This window comes from Klebsiella sp. CN_Kp106, from assembly GCF_040064575.1.
In the GTDB taxonomy this organism is placed as follows: domain Bacteria; phylum Pseudomonadota; class Gammaproteobacteria; order Enterobacterales; family Enterobacteriaceae; genus Klebsiella; species Klebsiella michiganensis.
This window is the reverse complement of sequence record NZ_JBEAIG010000071.1, coordinates 69,607-84,832: the sequence shown is the minus strand read 5'-3', so window position 1 is coordinate 84,832 and position 15,226 is coordinate 69,607. Positions and strand designations below refer to the sequence as shown.

Below are 15,226 nucleotides of genomic sequence, written 5' to 3'. Positions count from 1 at the left end.
TCGCAACCTGTACAACGGCTAATTAATAAACTGGTACGCTGAGTTAATATAATGTTAACAAAATGTTTGTTGATCAGGGGCTGTGATGACGACGAATAACTATTTCAGAGGTGATGCAGTGAAAAAGGTTTGGCTAAACCGTTATCCCGCGGACGTTCCTGCGGAGATAAACCCTGACCGCTATCAATCCCTGGTTGAACTGTTTGAACACGCCGTCCGCCGCTATGCCGATCAGCCGGCCTTTATCAATATGGGCGAGGTGATGACCTACCGTAAGCTGGAGGAGCGCAGTCGGGCGTTCGCCGCTTATCTACAGGAAGGATTAGGCCTGCAAAAAGGCGATCGCGTCGCCCTGATGATGCCTAACCTGCTGCAGTATCCGGTAGCGCTGTTTGGTATTCTGCGCGCCGGCATGATCGTGGTGAACGTTAATCCGCTCTACACCCCGCGCGAACTGGAGCACCAGCTCAACGACAGCGGCGCCGCCGCCATTGTGATCGTTTCCAACTTCGCGCATACCCTGGAAAAGGTGGTTGATAAAACCCAGGTCAAGCACGTGATCTTAACCCGCATGGGCGATCAGCTTTCCACGGCGAAAGGGACGCTGGTTAACTTTGTGGTGAAGTACATCAAACGGCTGGTGCCAAAATATCATCTGCCGGACGCCATCTCGTTTCGCAGCGCGCTGCAGCACGGCTACCGTATGCAGTACATTAAGCCGGAAATCGTCTCCCAGGATCTCGCTTTTCTCCAGTACACCGGCGGGACCACCGGCGTGGCGAAGGGGGCGATGCTGACCCATCGTAATATGCTGGCGAACCTTGAGCAGGTTAACGGTACCTACGGGCCGCTGCTGCACCGCGGTAAAGAGCTGGTTGTTACCGCGCTACCGCTGTACCACATTTTTGCCCTGACCATGAACTGTCTGCTGTTTATAGAGCTGGGCGGGCAGAACCTGCTGATCACCAATCCGCGCGATATTCCAGGCCTGGTCAAAGAGCTGGCGAAATATCCCTTCACCGCGATGACCGGGGTCAACACCCTGTTTAACGCGCTGCTCAATAACAAAGAGTTTCAGCAGCTAGACTTCTCTTCACTGCATCTCTCCGCCGGCGGCGGAATGCCGGTACAGCAGGTGGTGGCGGAGCGCTGGGTTAAGCTGACCGGGCAGTATCTGCTGGAAGGCTATGGCCTGACGGAGTGCGCGCCGCTGGTGAGCGTCAATCCGCACGATATCGATTATCACAGCGGCAGTATCGGCCTGCCGGTGCCCTCCACCGAAGCGAAGCTGGTGGATGATGACGATAATGAAGTCGCGCCGGGAGAACCGGGAGAGCTGTGCGTGAAAGGGCCGCAGGTGATGCTGGGCTACTGGCAGCGTCCGGACGCGACCGCTGAAATTATCAAGGACGGCTGGCTGCATACCGGCGATATCGCGGTGATGGATGAAGAGGGCTTCCTGCGTATCGTCGATCGCAAAAAAGATATGATTCTTGTCTCGGGCTTCAACGTCTATCCGAATGAAATCGAAGATGTGGTGATGCAGCACGCCGGGGTTCAGGAAGTGGCCGCGGTCGGCGTGCCGTCCGGCAGCAGCGGTGAAGCGGTGAAGATTTTCGTGGTCAAGAAAGATCCGGCGCTGACGGAAGAGATGCTGATCGCTTTCTGCCGTCGCCAGCTAACCGGCTACAAGGTGCCGAAGCTGGTGGAGTTTCGCGATGAGCTGCCGAAATCCAACGTCGGGAAAATTTTACGTCGAGAACTGCGTGACGAAGCCCGTGCTAAAGTAGACAATAAAGCCTGAGCTAAGAGTGAATCGCCAGACGCCGGCTAAGCCGGCGTTTTTTATGGGCGCAAGTTAAGAGAGTATGATTTGAACTATCAGATGATCACCACCAACGATGGCCTTCGCGCCGTCTGCGACGCGGCAAGCGCGGTTTCCGCCATCGCGCTGGATACGGAATTTGTCCGTACTCGTACCTACTACCCGCAGCTCGGTCTGCTCCAGCTGTTCGACGGCAGCCAGGTTTCGCTGATTGACCCGCTGGCCATCACCGACTGGGAACCGATGCGTGAACTGCTGCTGAATAAAGATGTGACCAAATTTCTGCACGCCGGCAGTGAAGATCTGGAAGTATTCCTCAATGCTTTTCATTTGATGCCGCAGCCGCTGATCGACACGCAAATTCTCGCCGCTTTTTGCGGCCGCCCGATGTCGTGGGGCTTTGCGTCGATGGTGGAAGAGTTTACCGGCGTGGCGCTGGACAAGAGCGAGTCCCGCACCGACTGGCTGGCGCGCCCGCTGACCGAACGCCAGTGCATTTATGCCGCGGCCGACGTCTGGTACCTGCTGCCGATTGCCGGAAAGCTGATGGCTGAAACAGACAGCGCAGGCTGGCTCTCCGCCGCCCTGGATGAATGTCAGCTGATGCAGCAGCGGCGTCAGGAGATTCAGGATCCCGCAGAGGCGTGGCGCGATATCGGTAATGCCTGGCAGCTGCGTACTCGTCAGCTGGGCTGCCTGCAGCTGCTGGCGGAGTGGCGTCTGCGCAAAGCGCGCGAGCGCGACCTGGCCGTCAACTTTGTGATCCGGGAAGAGCATTTGTGGAACGTGGCGCGCTATATGCCCACCAGCCTCGGGGAGCTTGACAGCCTCGGACTTTCGGGCAGCGAAATTCGTTTCCACGGCAAGACGCTGATTGGCCTCGTCGAGAAAGCGCAGGCGCTGCCGGAAGAGGCGCTGCCAGAGCCGCTGCAGAACCTGATCGACATGCCGGGCTACCGCAAGCTGTTTAAGGATATCAAAGCGCTTGTGCAGACCGTGAGCGCCGAGAAGGGCGTCAGCGCGGAGCTGCTGGCCTCAAGAAGACAGATTAACCAGCTGCTGAACTGGCACTGGGGGCTTAAAAACGGCAACGGGCAGCCTGAACTGGTTTCCGGCTGGCGCGGAGAATTGATGGCCGATCGCCTGAATGCGCTATTGAGCGACTACCCGCGCTAGCGCCGAACGGCATAGTGAAAAACCGGCTTCGCGCAGCGTTGCCGGTTTTTTTATACCTTCAGGCTCAGGACTTCGACTCTTCAGTTTCCGGCAGGGTCACGTTCAGCTCCAGAATCGAAATATCACCGTCCCTCTGCTCCAGCTGTACGCTGACCATTTCCGGGTCGATTTGCACATACTTGCAAATCACTTCGAGAATGTCTTTGCGCAGCTGCGGAAGATAGTGCGGTTCAGCGTCGCCGCGGCGGCGCTCCGCGACGATAATTTGCAGGCGCTCTTTCGCAATGTTGGCCGTGTTCTTTTTCCGCGAGAGAAAAAAGTCGAGTAATGCCATAATTTATCCTCCGAACAGGCGTTTGAGGAAACCTTTCTTCTCTTCTTCTACGAAGCGGAAAGGGCGTTCTTCTCCGAGCAGACGTTCAACGGTATCGGCATAGGCTTTACCCGCATCCGAGGCGTCATCCAGAATAACCGGTTCGCCCTGGTTAGACGCGCGCAGCACGGACTGATCTTCCGGAATCACGCCCACCAGATTGATGCGCAGAATTTCCAGCACGTCTTCCATGCTCAGCATGTCACCTTTGTTCACGCGGCCTGGGTTATAGCGCGTCAGCAGCAGATGCTCTTTAATCGGATCTTCGCCCCTTTCCGCGCGGCGGGATTTGGAGGCCAGGATGCCAAGGATACGGTCGGAGTCGCGAACGGAGGAGACTTCCGGGTTGGTGGTGATGATGGCTTCATCAGCGAAGTACAGCGCCATCAGCGCACCGGTTTCGATGCCTGCAGGGGAGTCACAGACGATAAAATCAAAATCCATTTTTTTCAGTTCTTCGAGAACTTTGTCTACGCCTTCGCGGGTCAGGGCGTCTTTGTCACGCGTCTGGGAGGCCGGAAGGATGTAGAGGTTCTCCGTGCGCTTGTCTTTAATCAGCGCCTGGTTCAACGTGGCATCGCCCTGGATGACGTTGACGAAGTCATAAACGACCCGGCGTTCACAGCCCATGATCAGATCGAGGTTACGCAGGCCGATGTCGAAGTCGATAACGACCGTTTTCTTTCCCTTCTGGGCCAAACCAGTAGCGATGGCCGCGCTGGAGGTGGTCTTGCCAACGCCTCCTTTACCCGAAGTCACAACAATAATGCGTGCCATAGAAATTCCTTGTTAAAAAGGGATTAATTCAACGATTGAATCGTCAAAGCGCTGTCGTCTAAACGTAGACGGGCCGCTTTGCCATAAAATTCGGCCGGAATGTTATCACTCAGCCAGTATTCCCCGGCGATGGAAACCAGTTCCGCCGAGAGGTTGCTGCAAAATATTTGGGCGTCTCTGTCGCCGCCGGCGCCGGCAAGCGCACGTCCCCGCATCATGCCATATACATGGATATTACCATCGGCAATAAGTTCAGCCCCGGCACTCACATGGTTTGTAACAATTAGATCACAGTGTGGCGCATAAATACGCTGACCGGAACGTACCGGCTGATCGATCAAGCGCGTTTTTGTGATCTGATTAACAGCTGGCGGCGGGGCAACGGGTTCTGGCGCGGCCTGACGGGTAATTTTTTCTTTCCCTTCGGTTAATAAAGGGATCCCGGCGCGGTCAATTTCGGTTTTCAGCCGAGGAAGTTTACATCCGCTTACGCCCATAATACGCAGGCCGGTAGCCGCGATAGCCTCATGAAGAGGGCGCCAGTCGACGTCATCTTCAATGCTGCTGATATTCACCACCACGGGGGCATGACGTAAAAAGGCGGGAGCCTGGGCGATTTTGTCTTCTAACGCCTGACGAATAACCTCGGGATTTGCATCGTGCAAATGAATCACAGATAAGGTGAAGCTACTGCCCTTAAGTTCGATTGGCGTATTTGACATCCTGGCCTTACTCAATTTGCTGTTTATCACTCGCTGAAGTGCGGTGATATTCCGAAGACTAAAAGGCATGTTATAGTCACTCATATATAGAGGCAAGTGACCACAGGTCTAATTCCGAGTAAAACTATGTTTTGTGTGATCTATCGAAGTACTAAACGTGAGCAAACCTATTTATATGTCGAAAAAAAGGACGATTTCTCCCGCGTTCCTGACGAATTAATGTATAGCTTCGGTACGCCCAAACTGGCAATGATTTTACCGCTCGATGGGCGAAAAAAACTCATCCACGCCGATTTGGATAAAGTGAAACAGGCGCTGGCCGATCAGGGCTATTACCTTCAGCTCCCTCCTCCGTCTGAAAATTTACTCAAGAAACACCTGGCGGAACAGGGGAATAAATCTGATTAACCCACAGAGGGAAAACAATGTACCAACATCATAACTGGCAGGGTGCGCTACTGGATTATCCGGTAAGCAAAGTGGTGTGCGTGGGCAGCAACTACGCAAAACACATCAAGGAGATGGGCAGTGCGACGCCGGAAGAGCCGGTGCTGTTTATTAAACCTGAGACGGCGCTATGCGATATCCGCCAGCCGTTGGTGCTTCCTGAGGGGCTGGGGTCGGTGCACCACGAGGTTGAGCTGGCGGTGCTGATTGGCGGCACGCTGCGTCAGGCGACGGACGATCATGTGCTCAAAGCCATCGCCGGCTATGGCGTGGCGCTGGACCTCACTCTGCGCGATCTGCAGGGCAAAATGAAAAAAGCCGGGCAGCCGTGGGAAAAGGCGAAAGGCTTTGATAACTCCTGCTCGATTTCGGGGTTTATTCCCGCCGGCGAATTTCACGGCGACGCGCAGAATACGCCGCTGAGCCTGAAGGTAAACGGCGAGGTGCGCCAGCAGGGCACGACGGCCGACATGATTCATAAAATTGTGCCGCTGATCGCCTATATGTCGCGCTTCTTCACCCTGAAAGCCGGTGATGTGGTGCTGACCGGCACCCCGGAAGGCGTGGGGCCGCTCGCCAGCGGCGACGAGCTGGAAGTCGGTTTTAACGGGTTTTCGCTGACCACCCGCGTGCTGTAACGACCGCTTGCCGCCTTCTCCGGGCGGCAAAACTTGCATCGGCGTGCCAGACTGGTTATAAGGTGCACCCTGAACTGCAATGACGGACATCCCAATGAGCGAACAACCTTTCTGGCAACACAAAACACTGGATGAAATGAGCGATGCGGAGTGGGAATCACTTTGCGACGGCTGCGGACAGTGCTGCCTGCATAAGCTGATGGATGAGGATACCGACGAAATCTACTTCACCAACGTCGCCTGCCGTCAGCTTAATATCAAAACCTGCCAGTGCCGTAACTATGAGCGCCGTTTCGAATATGAACCGGACTGCATTAAGCTCACCCGCGACAACCTGCCTACGTTTGAATGGCTGCCGCCGACCTGCGCCTATCGTCTGCTGGCGGAAGGTCAACCGCTGCCGCACTGGCACCCGCTGTTAACCGGTTCGAAGGCGGCGATGCATGGCGAACGCATCTCCGTTCGCCATATTGCTGTGAAAGAATCCACGGTGGTTGACTGGCAGGATCATATCCTGAATAAACCAGACTGGGCGATTTGATATATTGATATATAAACATTTTTTCACTACATAGAAATGGCATGGGGCATGGTTGGGGCATCACTGGCGAAATTTGCGTTCAGAATACTCAACTGATCGACATTGTTATCGCTCATCCATTTACCGTAAACGTTGTATACCATCTGGGCTGAAGTGTGTCCCATCTGTGCAGCGATGAAGTTTGGGTTTGCTCCAGCGCTTAGAGCCCAGCAGGCATAAGTATGCCTTGACTCATAAGCTCGCCGATGTCTTATGCCTGCGCGCTTCAGAATATCGTTCCATGTGGCGCCAAATGAGCCGGGCGCGTACCAGTCTCCGCCTTTCCCGTTTCTGGCCGTCAGCCGCGGCACAAAAACAAACGTACAGGCATCAACACGAACGCGGCCAAACTCGCGAAGATTGACGTCTATCTCATGTTGCTTTCCCATGCGGGTATATGCCAATTGGCTTTTCAGTGCCTGGATTGCGGGTTCTGTTAGGTTAACCACCCGATTTCCGCACTCAGTTTTTGGCGGAGTAAAGTGGCCCTGCATAGCTATGTTCCGGCTAATGGTTATGGTGCCTTCTTTCAGGTCGATATCTTCCCAGGCCAGGGCGGCGATTTCTCCATGTCGCATCCCGGTGTTGATGGCCAGCACCCACAGATTTCGAATCTGCTCAGACGGGCTCGCATTGAGTAATCGCCTGTACTCGCTTTTTGTGAGCGGGTCTGGCTCAGCCTTGCTTTTTCGCAGTGGGTCTACACCGGTGAATGGTGATTTCTCTATATAGCCATTCAGTTCAGCGAATTTGAACATCTGGCCAAGGCAATTTAGGTAGACGTTAACTGTCCGTACAGTACGACCTTTTTTCGCTGCTCTGTTTTTCTGGTGTTTTCCGCAAATCTGATATCCGGTAAGCAATTCCTTGCGCACTAGCAGAACATCTTCATTGGAAACTCCGGAAATTGTCTTTTCTGGCCCGAGAATTTCCGTGCAGATTTTGATGTATGAAAGATACCGCAAATGTGAATTCCCGGTTATCTCCATTCGTTTCAGCTCCAGCCATCGAGCTGACAGATCTTTCAGTTTGATGCCCGACTGTATGAATCCAAACCTGCGCAGGTTAGGGGATTGTGGGAACTGCACAGGGTAATTGAATGTGCCTGTTTTAATCGCATAACAGATCGACGTGCGCAGTTCTCCCGCTACTCTTCTGTTTTTTGGCGTATCTGGCACACCAAGACTTTCCCTTACCCTTACACCCTGATAGATAAACCACAGGCGGAGGGTTCCGCCGTGGTTTTCCACTCCTGTTGGGTATTTGCTCATAACGATTCCTCGTTTGTTGATAGGAGTGGGTATTTAAACAGATTGCTTACGGGGTTTCGCCGGCTTCTGGCGATCAATCCACAGGTCTATTTCATCCAGGTTGTAGAAGCATGGACTGTTATCCCAGGGCTCACAATCGTATGAAACGTGCTTATATTCTTTCCCCTCAAGAAATGTATTTTCTCTGGCCTTCTTCAGTGTCCCTTTTTTGATTCCCTTAAGGGCGATCAACTGATCCTCAGCCACCCACTTTCCTGGGGAGACCATTACAACAACTTCACCCATAACCGCCTCCGTCTTACCTGTGGCCTGCTGGTTTTTCAGAATCATCATCCCCTCCGATGCTTACCGCGTAATTCCTCTTCCTCCTGACAGTCAGCGCAGCGCTGACAGCCAGCCACCGCCTCCCGGCGCTGTTCTGGTATCTCTTCCACGCAATCGCAGCAGTGAGTAGCCGAAACAGCCGCATGGTTGATCCGCATGTTCTGGATGGTCATTTCCAGCCGGCGCTCAGCCAGCTCGTTGGCCTGATCGATGATTTCTGCGCTCATGCTGCACCGCCTTCAACGAGCTTGAACTCGATAACCCAAACCCAGGGGTTCGCCTGCCAGCTTTCGTCGCCATAGATGGATTCCCACAGACGCTGGAATGCAACCTTGCCCGTTGCGAAATCACCCTTCGGAGTTAGGAATGTTCCCGGGTAATCAGTAAGCAAACTTCCTGCAGTCGGTACGCCTTCGGCAGTGGCATCTTCCCCGCTGATAGCGTTCAACCTTTCCACCCGCACGGCGGTGATTTCCAGCAGAATGCGGCTGGCTGCTCTCGGCATATGAATGGAGGGTTTCCAGCACGAACGACCATCTTCATAACCATCGTCATCACCCCAGGTAAAATCACCATCAGCTGCATAAATGGCGTGGCCAGAGTAATAGCCATTGCCAAACGGCATTTCGTGAATGGCTGTAGCGGGCCGATCTGGAGTCCATGATTGGATTCGACCATCCTCATCTAGTTCGTGGCTGACGACTCCCCACGTCTCACGCACCCAGATGCGATCGCCTACAGCACCAAGCGGGCATGAGATAGCACCCAAAACAGGATTCATTCCTGTGTGGTCTTTTTCGCCGAGAACAACGAAAATTTCTTCTCCGTTGATGTCCCATTCCTTGCAGAACTTCACGGCGCCGTCAGCCCCTTTAACAATCCGCCGGGTCTGCGTCTTCCGACCATCCAGCAGCGCCCGCACCATTTCCCCGTTAAAAATCATTCCACGTTCTTTCATGCTGCACCTGCCTTGTCTTTGAGGTCAGCGCGCAGGTGGATTTCCTTGCCGTTTGCCGCAGGGAAAATAAGCACGTCATCGCGGGCAATCATCAGATGGGCTACAGCAAACAGAACATCATCCGTAACATCGAACTTTTCCCCGGTGAATTCGCGCACGCCAGGTGCTAATTTGCTTGGCTTAGAGCGCCCAGCAAAGATACGGTTAGTTAAGCCTGATAGGCCGACAGTAATAGGGTTGCTCATGATTCCACTCCGTAGCGGCCTTGCATGCGGCCAATAACACTGACAAATTTGACTAAGCTGACGCCCATCGGCTTAACCTTCTCGTAGTGCTTGCGAAGGATGGGGGGGCATACAGCGTTCCACTTCGGTTTAGGCTTTACGCTCATCGCTTTGGTTATCTCTTCTGCGCAGCGGCGAGCCTGGGCGCGGAGAGCGTTTTCTTTTTCTTCTGGCGTCATGCTGCCTCCCGTTTAGCAATCAAACGGGCACCGAAATTCATCAGAGCATCCCGCTCGACCGTCGAGAAATGGCAGTGAGTACGAGGGTAGGGATGCCAGATAATCAGCATCGAGCCTTTGTTATTTCCGCTTACCGGCTTACCTGTCACCGGGTTGATAAATGCCAGTCGTCCCGCGGTAATAAAGCGAACCTCGCTAGCGGTCTGGATTGCCTCCTTGAACCAGCCAACCGAAGTGTCAGCAGGTACCAGCATCACCGTGCCGATCTGATTGGTGCTCTCGGTGGCTGCCTTCTTCACGAATGGCGTGATGTCGCTGTATGGCGGATTCAGCCAGACATAGCCGGGAATGCTCAGGTAGTCACCCCATGGAGTTTCCAGCGTGTTCTGCTCGGCTGTTATGAACTTGCGACACAGCGCGTTATGCGCTGCTGCGGCTGCATCAAGCTGGAAGCAGAACTCAGCATTCAGGCATGCGAAGAGGGCGGGCGGAGTGCGCCAGAGGTCGCGCTGATCCGCTGGCGTTTTGCTGCCGCCATAATCACCCGCAGATTTTTTAACTGGCAATGCGGCCGCAATACGCTCGCCGATCCAGCGCATCACCGGCACTGCCATGCTGTTACCGATGGCGCGATAGCGGGGGCCATCCGGGCATTCTGTCGCTTCTTTCCCGCGCCACGAAATCAGTGTGTGGCTATCAGGGAAGCCCTGCAGGCGTTCGCACTCGACTGGCATAAGACGTCGAACAGATACGCCATGCATGACGGCAGGTGTTAAATTTGTACCGCTACTGGCGCTTGTAAGCGTTGGTGATTGCTCTTCAGCGAATCTAATGCCTCTTGCTTTGGCGCCTGCCCCCGGTTTGAATGCATAAGCAATCGCCGGAGGCTGCCCGCCGTTTGCGTTGCTGTTATCTGAATTTCCTGCGCGCAATGTCGGAGACAGGTCTTCTGATGCGTCTGCTCCATGGTCTTTGTAACTGAACGCAATGCATGCATTCTCCTGCCCGTGGTTACGACCAATCGTATGCGCAAGCTCCAGATTTGTGTCAGGGTCTTGAGTGCCATGCACAGCAAAAGTCTCGACTTCGAAATCAATGCGCTGGCCCTTTGCTGTCAGGCAGGCGGCAACATCGATGTTTCCCCCTGTGTTTCCACCACCGAAAGCGAGGAGGTGTCCTGCTTGGGCCTGATTGTCATCTGCGCCACACGTTCCAACGCCTCTCGCAGTAAGGGCGGCAACTGCCGTTTGCGGTTCTCTGCTCGGCGGAGTATCCCGGCGCACGCCTTCGGACTCAAAAAGTACTTGGCCGGGATCGAATCCTTTTCGAGCACTTGCGACAACGAACACACGCTTGCGTCGTTGGGCCACTCCGAAATATTGGGCGTCTTTGACGATCCAAGCGATTGTCCTTTGGGGTCCATACACACAACCAGAGTGCGACCATTTACCCCCTGATGGCTCAAGTTCACAGCTTTCTCCGGCAAGTCCTGCCAGAAAGCAACCAAAAGCGTTGTCGTGGCTTGTGAGGACGCCGGGGACGTTTTCCCAGACGAAGATCGCTTCTTCTTCCCCGCGCTCGATGCGCTTGTCGTCGATTGCATTGGCTAATTCCACATATGAAAGGGTTAATTGACCGCGGGCATCTGCAAGCCCATTACGCAGACCTGCAATGCTGAATGCCTGGCAAGGTGTGCCGCCGACCATCACATCCGGCGCCTGCACTTCTCCAGCGCGAACCGCGACAGCGATTTTTGTCATATCGCCCAGGTTCACGACTTCTGGCCAGCGTTCAGCCAGTACCGCAGACGGGAACGCTTCAATTTCAGAGAACCATGCCGCCTTCCATCCGAGAGGCTCCCAGGCGACGGTCGCGGCCTCAATGCCGCTGCAAATAGATCCGTAAATCAGGGGGGTATTTCCGCTCATGCCACCACCTTCTTACTGTTCATCAGCTCAGCCAGACGCTGAGCCTTTAATGGGTTTTTGATAACGTCGCCGCTTGGGGCGATCCATCCCCGGCGATTGATGGAATAGGGAAGAGTGATACTTCCAACGGTTATTCCGTCGTGGTGAGTTTTCATCCGAGCTCCAGTATCATTCGCTTGGTCTCTGCCACAAGGGAGAGGAACTCACTCCTTCTCGCTCGAAGGCGGGATATTTCTGATTGGCACTCAGCGGCTGTCAGACGGTAAACAATGAGTTGCTTTCCGTCAGGGAAATCAGAGCAGTAGCTGATGAAGTCAACCCAATCCCGGCCAGAGCAATCAAGGTGGCCGATTAGCTGCCATCTGTATGCCGGATCGAAGGCGCCGCGGGTGAGGGTGGCGTAGTGAGTAGCGGCAATTACCGACTTAATCTCAATCAACCCATCCCGGCCTACGAGTCCGTCTGGACTATCCCCATACGTTTCGTGATCAAAGAAACCGCCGTTATCCACGTCTACAAAGTTCATCTCTTCGTACAGCATGCGGGCAATTGGCTCCTGTTCGTGTCCGCGCTCCATGTGCTCGTTTGAGAAGCCAAACTCAGACTTGCACCCTTTAATCTGCTCAAGAGCTAACTGAAGCGCATAACGCTTGGCTGGCTCACCAAACGCCTTTCCATCGTTAGCCATAATCAGGCCGAAGTTTGAAGCGGTAGCCTTCCCAAGGCGAAGAGCATCCCACTCTTCCCCGTTTTGCTCGACGTCATGCCAGATCATGCTGAGCACTCCTGTTCCAGTTGGCGGCGATGCTCTGGAGAAATGTCCATCCTCGCCAGAACTGCATCCAGGTTGCCATCGCGCTTGAAGGCGGCCTTAGCGTTATTCCATGCCTGCGTTTTTTCCGGAGAAAGCACAGGTTTGGTAACGCGCGCTGGGCTTAAGCGGAGACCTTCAACCGATTCCTTTCCGAACCGAACATTTTTATCGACGTAAACTGTGACTTTCACGCCGACCCAATCCTCAAGGAATGGTGATCCGGTAATGCTTTTCAGCATCTTGCTGTTGGTGGCATTCAGAATCATCGGCTTAAGCTTTTCACCCGGGCGCAACTCGCGCTCTTCGAAATAAGCGGTGTTAAAAACGTCTTTGGTTTTTTTGGTTTTGTCGCCTTCTAACGTTGCCCGGGCGATCGTCAGTACCGTTGGTTCAACGATGTCGGCACTGCTCAGGTATGGAGAGTCAAAAGCTTTTCGGTAGTGAGTTTTAGATTCAGACATTTCATGCATCCTTAAAACGGGCAGCCGGTGCGGTGATCCCAGTCGTATTCCGCCTGGGCGTAAGCAACTGCCGAAATGAAATCGTTATATGCCTCTCCGGCGGAATCGCTGCGGAGGCCTTCGTATGGGCTTTTGTCCATCGGCACAGAGAAGCGGAACAGGCCTGACGGCTCTTTCGGCAGCGCGTCGATAATTTCCTGCGCCCGATCGTCAACCCACTTTTGCTTCTCTTCGGTGAGCGTTTGCTCGGCCCACTTACGCTCTTCGATCACGTCGTATGCGCGGTATGCGTTCATAGCTCGCTCCTGAAATTTGGTTGTAAGAATCCCCGGCGCGATAAAAGCCGCCTGATAGCTCAGTTAAATTATTTGGTTAGATTACCGGCGGAGACCTTGCCCCAACCCGTTCAGATAAACTTCAACCAGCAAGTCGGTTGTGTAAGTCCGCTCAATCCCGCGATGCAGGTACAGGCGGCCGCGTTTATTTGCTGATGCTGTCCAGGTACTTTCCCGATGCTTAACGAGCATCCCAGGAAGAACGGCGCCGCGGTTAACGGTCTGTGTTCCGTAATGATGACTAACCATTGAACACCCCCGTAGCATGGAGAATTGAAACAACTATCACCGACCAGAAAACGCCACTCAATGCCAGCACGATAACCAGTGAACGAATGCCATGCTTGCTCATACGCCACCCCAGCACTGAACGCTTACCGATGCGACCGCAATCAAAATCAGAACAACCTTCAACTTGAATCTGTTCCACGCAGGAACCTCATGTTCTCGGATCATCTCTTCACCTTTGCCTTATCGCGGCTAACGGGACGTTTTGACTTCACCCCGGCGTTGCCGGTGTTGTTTGGATGGGTTAAATTTAGCGTGATGCTAAATAGATGGCAATAGCAAAATGCTAAATTATCGCTGTATTATATTTAGCATTTTGATTTAATTAGGATTTAATATTTGAATGAGGTGTAAGAGGAAGTTTTAGGCATAAAAAAACCCGCCGGAGCGGGTTTGATAAAGGGGTATTATCAGGGAATATTCAATATCTTAGCATCGACGACAACCCCTATAATCCTACAGTTTCCGTTAATTTCAATCATCGGGTACTGTGGGTTTAAGGGCTTCAGGAAGCGCCTTCCAGCATCAATTACTAACTTTTTGAAAGTGGCTTCATTATCGCCTTCCAGCTTGGCCACAACCAATTTCCCATTAATAGGCTCTACTTCAGGATCAACCAGGATAGCTGCACCTTCAGGAATGCTAAGGCCGACAGGAGATGTCATAGAATCGCCGTGGACATCTAACCAGAAAGAATCGTCAGAGCATTCGACGGTTGTTTCATACCAGCGGTCAATCGATCTTCGGTGATAAGGCTCCACAGCTTCCATCCACTGCCCGGCACTAACCCAGCTGATCACTGGGTAGCTCCCCTGAGGGGTATTTACTGATCTGAATGTTACGTTCGTGTGGTTCTCTTTGGCATGTAATGTATCCATCCAGCCGAAAGGCAGATTGAGTGCAGATTCAATTTTACGAGCCATTTTATCGCCGATGTTTCTATGAGGTTTATCACCTATCAGCTGACTCAGTGCTGCTGGGCTTGTATCGATAAGCTCTGCAAATTGAGCCTTGTTCAGGCCTGCATCTACACGCTGCTGTTCGACCAAGTTCTCCAGATTCGCTTTTCTAATCTCTTTACTTTCCATCTGCTCATTTTTGTCATTTTTAGCAGAATGATAAATATGCAAATTGCTAAATCTTTCTTGCTTAGTATTTAGCATAACGCTAAACTCCATTTTAAATAAGTCACGGGGAGGTCCCATGAGTAATGAACTTTTACGCTGGCGAAAAGATGCCAGCACAGGCGAGTGGGCTCAGTTGGCAAAACTGGCAAACACAACCGTTGGTTATCTGGATCAAATCGCCTATGGAAATCGTCGGGCATCGCCTGAGAAGGCAGAGGCAATAGAAGAGGCCACCAGAGGGTTTAGCCATTACCAACCCGTATCCAAAGAGAGCCTTGTTTTTTCACGTCCGCGAAGTTCCGCGGCTTAACAACAGGAAATATCACAAATGCAAAGCGCAATAGCCCGCAACTTAGAACCGCCGATCCTCAACCCGATTGAGCTGGAAGGGGTTTTACTCAATCGCCTTTCATCCATCGGGCAGAAGGCTTACGCGGAGATATTGGGTATCAGTGAATCAACAGTCAGTCGCAGAAAGGGGGAAGGGCATTTCGCTGACATAGCAAAAGAGTTGTCCGTGCTTGGTCTGCAGGTTGTACCGCCTGAAGCGGTAGTGGTTTCCCGGCATTACCTGCAGTCGGTAGAAACGCTGGCAGATATCGGATTACGTGCAGAGCGGTGCCGACCAGGACCGTTGGGATGGGACTAATGAAGGGTAGAAAAGGCGAAAGCCGCAGTGCTCGAACACTAACGGCTTTCTACGCGAATTAACTGGATCA

24 protein-coding genes and 2 pseudogenes are annotated in these 15,226 nt (G+C 53.2%); 7 read left to right on the top strand and 19 right to left on the bottom strand.

What is annotated here, in order from left to right; genetic code table 11:
• The first annotated feature begins 118 nt into the window (after nt 1–118).
• Together fadD and rnd are read left to right on the top strand one after the other, a co-directional pair.
• The gene (fadD, locus tag ABLU96_RS27155; RefSeq protein ID WP_014229806.1) at nt 119–1,804 is read left to right on the top strand and encodes a long-chain-fatty-acid--CoA ligase FadD; all 1,686 of its coding nucleotides are present in this window, start codon (nt 119–121) and stop codon (nt 1,802–1,804) included.
• Nucleotides 1,805–1,885: 81 nt separating this feature from the next.
• Nucleotides 1,886–3,001 carry a ribonuclease D gene (gene rnd / locus ABLU96_RS27150; RefSeq protein ID WP_163520642.1) on the top strand — a complete coding sequence of 372 codons (1,116 nt, stop codon included), beginning with the start codon at nt 1,886–1,888 and terminating at the stop codon, nt 2,999–3,001.
• Nucleotides 3,002–3,065: 64 nt separating this feature from the next.
• Here the strand turns inward: rnd and minE are convergent, their stop codons facing one another.
• The 3 genes from minE to minC are packed head-to-tail and all read right to left on the bottom strand — an operon-like array spanning nt 3,066 to nt 4,873.
• Nucleotides 3,066–3,335, bottom strand: a complete 270-nt coding sequence (gene minE / locus ABLU96_RS27145) for a cell division topological specificity factor MinE (protein ID WP_002910902.1) — start codon at nt 3,333–3,335, stop codon at nt 3,066–3,068.
• A gap of 3 nt (nt 3,336–3,338) precedes the next feature.
• Nucleotides 3,339–4,151: a septum site-determining protein MinD gene (gene minD / locus ABLU96_RS27140; protein WP_004103267.1), complete on the bottom strand. Its 813-nt coding sequence runs from the start codon at nt 4,149–4,151 to the stop codon at nt 3,339–3,341.
• 23 nt (nt 4,152–4,174) lie between these two features.
• Nucleotides 4,175–4,873 carry a septum site-determining protein MinC gene (gene minC, locus ABLU96_RS27135; RefSeq protein WP_004852000.1) on the bottom strand — a complete coding sequence of 233 codons (699 nt, stop codon included), beginning with the start codon at nt 4,871–4,873 and terminating at the stop codon, nt 4,175–4,177.
• A gap of 126 nt (nt 4,874–4,999) precedes the next feature.
• Here minC and ABLU96_RS27130 point away from each other — a divergent pair, with 126 nt between their 5' ends.
• The 3 genes from ABLU96_RS27130 (at nt 5,000) to ABLU96_RS27120 (ending at nt 6,499) form a co-directional block, all read left to right on the top strand.
• Nucleotides 5,000–5,281, top strand: coding sequence for a YcgL domain-containing protein (locus tag ABLU96_RS27130; RefSeq protein WP_004138522.1), 282 nt, complete (start codon nt 5,000–5,002; stop codon nt 5,279–5,281).
• A 17-nt stretch (nt 5,282–5,298) separates the two neighbouring features.
• On the top strand, nt 5,299–5,958 hold the full coding sequence (locus ABLU96_RS27125; RefSeq protein ID WP_064405621.1) for a fumarylacetoacetate hydrolase family protein: 660 nt from the start codon (nt 5,299–5,301) through the stop codon (nt 5,956–5,958).
• 94 nt (nt 5,959–6,052) lie between these two features.
• Nucleotides 6,053–6,499 (top strand): YcgN family cysteine cluster protein, encoded by a 447-nt coding sequence (locus ABLU96_RS27120; protein ID WP_046878451.1) that lies wholly within the window; start codon nt 6,053–6,055, stop codon nt 6,497–6,499.
• 26 nt (nt 6,500–6,525) lie between these two features.
• Here the strand turns inward: ABLU96_RS27120 and ABLU96_RS27115 are convergent, their stop codons facing one another.
• From ABLU96_RS27115 to ABLU96_RS27040, 16 genes and pseudogenes are all read right to left on the bottom strand, one after another.
• Complete coding sequence (locus ABLU96_RS27115; protein WP_233933165.1) at nt 6,526–7,809, bottom strand: site-specific integrase; 1,284 nt, start codon at nt 7,807–7,809, stop codon at nt 6,526–6,528.
• A 33-nt stretch (nt 7,810–7,842) separates the two neighbouring features.
• Nucleotides 7,843–8,094: an excisionase family protein gene (xisR, locus tag ABLU96_RS27110; protein ID WP_047721168.1), complete on the bottom strand. Its 252-nt coding sequence runs from the start codon at nt 8,092–8,094 to the stop codon at nt 7,843–7,845.
• Nucleotides 8,095–8,138: 44 nt separating this feature from the next.
• Nucleotides 8,139–8,360, bottom strand: coding sequence for a TraR/DksA family transcriptional regulator (locus ABLU96_RS27105; RefSeq protein WP_348863037.1), 222 nt, complete (start codon nt 8,358–8,360; stop codon nt 8,139–8,141).
• Nucleotides 8,357–9,091 (bottom strand): hypothetical protein, encoded by a 735-nt coding sequence (locus ABLU96_RS27100; protein WP_224393367.1) that lies wholly within the window; start codon nt 9,089–9,091, stop codon nt 8,357–8,359. Before ABLU96_RS27100 ends, ABLU96_RS27105 begins: the two co-directional genes overlap by 4 nt.
• Entirely contained in the window at nt 9,088–9,336 is a 249-nt protein-coding gene (locus tag ABLU96_RS27095; protein WP_032693597.1) for a hypothetical protein, read from the bottom strand. The genes ABLU96_RS27100 and ABLU96_RS27095 overlap by 4 nt, the downstream gene beginning before the upstream one ends.
• Entirely contained in the window at nt 9,333–9,554 is a 222-nt protein-coding gene (locus tag ABLU96_RS27090; protein ID WP_004135656.1) for a hypothetical protein, read from the bottom strand. Before ABLU96_RS27090 ends, ABLU96_RS27095 begins: the two co-directional genes overlap by 4 nt.
• Nucleotides 9,551–10,153: a phage N-6-adenine-methyltransferase gene (locus tag ABLU96_RS27085; protein ID WP_348863103.1), complete on the bottom strand. Its 603-nt coding sequence runs from the start codon at nt 10,151–10,153 to the stop codon at nt 9,551–9,553. The genes ABLU96_RS27090 and ABLU96_RS27085 overlap by 4 nt, the downstream gene beginning before the upstream one ends.
• Nucleotides 10,142–11,482 (bottom strand): annotated as a pseudogene (dcm, locus tag ABLU96_RS27080) (DNA (cytosine-5-)-methyltransferase); the annotation flags it as partial. The pseudogene dcm and the gene ABLU96_RS27085, both read right to left, overlap by 12 nt.
• Nucleotides 11,479–11,637 (bottom strand): DUF1317 family protein, encoded by a 159-nt coding sequence (locus ABLU96_RS27075; protein WP_046878446.1) that lies wholly within the window; start codon nt 11,635–11,637, stop codon nt 11,479–11,481. The pseudogene dcm and the gene ABLU96_RS27075, both read right to left, overlap by 4 nt.
• The gene (locus tag ABLU96_RS27070) at nt 11,634–12,257 is read right to left on the bottom strand and encodes a lambda exonuclease family protein (RefSeq protein WP_348863034.1); all 624 of its coding nucleotides are present in this window, start codon (nt 12,255–12,257) and stop codon (nt 11,634–11,636) included. Before ABLU96_RS27070 ends, ABLU96_RS27075 begins: the two co-directional genes overlap by 4 nt.
• Nucleotides 12,254–12,562: a hypothetical protein gene (locus tag ABLU96_RS27065; RefSeq protein WP_074181085.1), complete on the bottom strand. Its 309-nt coding sequence runs from the start codon at nt 12,560–12,562 to the stop codon at nt 12,254–12,256. Before ABLU96_RS27065 ends, ABLU96_RS27070 begins: the two co-directional genes overlap by 4 nt.
• A pseudogene (locus ABLU96_RS27060) lies at nt 12,559–12,757 on the bottom strand (hypothetical protein). The gene ABLU96_RS27065 and the pseudogene ABLU96_RS27060 overlap by 4 nt, the downstream one beginning before the upstream one ends.
• An 11-nt stretch (nt 12,758–12,768) precedes the next feature.
• Nucleotides 12,769–13,053, bottom strand: a complete 285-nt coding sequence (gene gamL / locus ABLU96_RS27055) for a host nuclease inhibitor GamL (protein ID WP_008807813.1) — start codon at nt 13,051–13,053, stop codon at nt 12,769–12,771.
• An 81-nt stretch (nt 13,054–13,134) separates the two neighbouring features.
• Complete coding sequence (locus tag ABLU96_RS27050; protein ID WP_064353467.1) at nt 13,135–13,341, bottom strand: cell division inhibitor protein; 207 nt, start codon at nt 13,339–13,341, stop codon at nt 13,135–13,137.
• The gene (locus ABLU96_RS27045; protein WP_209574028.1) at nt 13,334–13,522 is read right to left on the bottom strand and encodes a hypothetical protein; all 189 of its coding nucleotides are present in this window, start codon (nt 13,520–13,522) and stop codon (nt 13,334–13,336) included. The genes ABLU96_RS27050 and ABLU96_RS27045 overlap by 8 nt, the downstream gene beginning before the upstream one ends.
• A gap of 268 nt (nt 13,523–13,790) precedes the next feature.
• A complete protein-coding gene (locus tag ABLU96_RS27040; RefSeq protein ID WP_348863031.1) occupies nt 13,791–14,543 on the bottom strand; it encodes a LexA family transcriptional regulator in 753 nt (250 codons plus the stop codon).
• Between the two features lie 40 nt (nt 14,544–14,583).
• Between ABLU96_RS27040 and ABLU96_RS27035 the strand changes: the two genes are divergently transcribed.
• Both ABLU96_RS27035 and ABLU96_RS27030 read left to right on the top strand, forming a co-directional pair.
• Complete coding sequence (locus tag ABLU96_RS27035) at nt 14,584–14,817, top strand: transcriptional regulator (RefSeq protein WP_348863029.1); 234 nt, start codon at nt 14,584–14,586, stop codon at nt 14,815–14,817.
• Nucleotides 14,818–14,835: 18 nt separating this feature from the next.
• Complete coding sequence (locus tag ABLU96_RS27030; RefSeq protein WP_004177098.1) at nt 14,836–15,156, top strand: CII family transcriptional regulator; 321 nt, start codon at nt 14,836–14,838, stop codon at nt 15,154–15,156.
• Nucleotides 15,157–15,226 lie beyond the last annotated feature (70 nt).

Excerpts from the sequence above, each read along its gene's own strand:
- ABLU96_RS27070 (WP_348863034.1), bottom strand. The coding sequence starts at position 12,257 with ATGATCTGGCATGACGTCGAGCAAAACGGGGAAGAGTGGGATGCTCTT.
- minC (WP_004852000.1), bottom strand. The coding sequence starts at position 4,873 with ATGTCAAATACGCCAATCGAACTTAAGGGCAGTAGCTTCACCTTATCT.
- ABLU96_RS27115 (WP_233933165.1), bottom strand. The coding sequence starts at position 7,809 with ATGAGCAAATACCCAACAGGAGTGGAAAACCACGGCGGAACCCTCCGC.
- ABLU96_RS27120 (WP_046878451.1), top strand. The coding sequence starts at position 6,053 with ATGAGCGAACAACCTTTCTGGCAACACAAAACACTGGATGAAATGAGC.
- ABLU96_RS27065 (WP_074181085.1), bottom strand. The coding sequence starts at position 12,562 with ATGATTCTGAATGCCACCAACAGCAAGATGCTGAAAAGCATTACCGGA.
- ABLU96_RS27125 (WP_064405621.1), top strand. The coding sequence starts at position 5,299 with ATGTACCAACATCATAACTGGCAGGGTGCGCTACTGGATTATCCGGTA.
- ABLU96_RS27035 (WP_348863029.1), top strand. The coding sequence starts at position 14,584 with ATGAGTAATGAACTTTTACGCTGGCGAAAAGATGCCAGCACAGGCGAG.
- ABLU96_RS27090 (WP_004135656.1), bottom strand. The coding sequence starts at position 9,554 with ATGACGCCAGAAGAAAAAGAAAACGCTCTCCGCGCCCAGGCTCGCCGC.
- ABLU96_RS27040 (WP_348863031.1), bottom strand. The coding sequence starts at position 14,543 with ATGCTAAATACTAAGCAAGAAAGATTTAGCAATTTGCATATTTATCAT.
- xisR (WP_047721168.1), bottom strand. The coding sequence starts at position 8,094 with ATGGGTGAAGTTGTTGTAATGGTCTCCCCAGGAAAGTGGGTGGCTGAG.
- ABLU96_RS27095 (WP_032693597.1), bottom strand. The coding sequence starts at position 9,336 with ATGAGCAACCCTATTACTGTCGGCCTATCAGGCTTAACTAACCGTATC.
- ABLU96_RS27030 (WP_004177098.1), top strand. The coding sequence starts at position 14,836 with ATGCAAAGCGCAATAGCCCGCAACTTAGAACCGCCGATCCTCAACCCG.
- ABLU96_RS27105 (WP_348863037.1), bottom strand. The coding sequence starts at position 8,360 with ATGAGCGCAGAAATCATCGATCAGGCCAACGAGCTGGCTGAGCGCCGG.
- ABLU96_RS27075 (WP_046878446.1), bottom strand. The coding sequence starts at position 11,637 with ATGAAAACTCACCACGACGGAATAACCGTTGGAAGTATCACTCTTCCC.
- ABLU96_RS27050 (WP_064353467.1), bottom strand. The coding sequence starts at position 13,341 with ATGGTTAGTCATCATTACGGAACACAGACCGTTAACCGCGGCGCCGTT.
- ABLU96_RS27085 (WP_348863103.1), bottom strand. The coding sequence starts at position 10,153 with ATGCGCTGGATCGGCGAGCGTATTGCGGCCGCATTGCCAGTTAAAAAA.
- ABLU96_RS27100 (WP_224393367.1), bottom strand. The coding sequence starts at position 9,091 with ATGAAAGAACGTGGAATGATTTTTAACGGGGAAATGGTGCGGGCGCTG.
- ABLU96_RS27130 (WP_004138522.1), top strand. The coding sequence starts at position 5,000 with ATGTTTTGTGTGATCTATCGAAGTACTAAACGTGAGCAAACCTATTTA.
- gamL (WP_008807813.1), bottom strand. The coding sequence starts at position 13,053 with ATGAACGCATACCGCGCATACGACGTGATCGAAGAGCGTAAGTGGGCC.
- minD (WP_004103267.1), bottom strand. The coding sequence starts at position 4,151 with ATGGCACGCATTATTGTTGTGACTTCGGGTAAAGGAGGCGTTGGCAAG.
- minE (WP_002910902.1), bottom strand. The coding sequence starts at position 3,335 with ATGGCATTACTCGACTTTTTTCTCTCGCGGAAAAAGAACACGGCCAAC.
- rnd (WP_163520642.1), top strand. The coding sequence starts at position 1,886 with ATGATCACCACCAACGATGGCCTTCGCGCCGTCTGCGACGCGGCAAGC.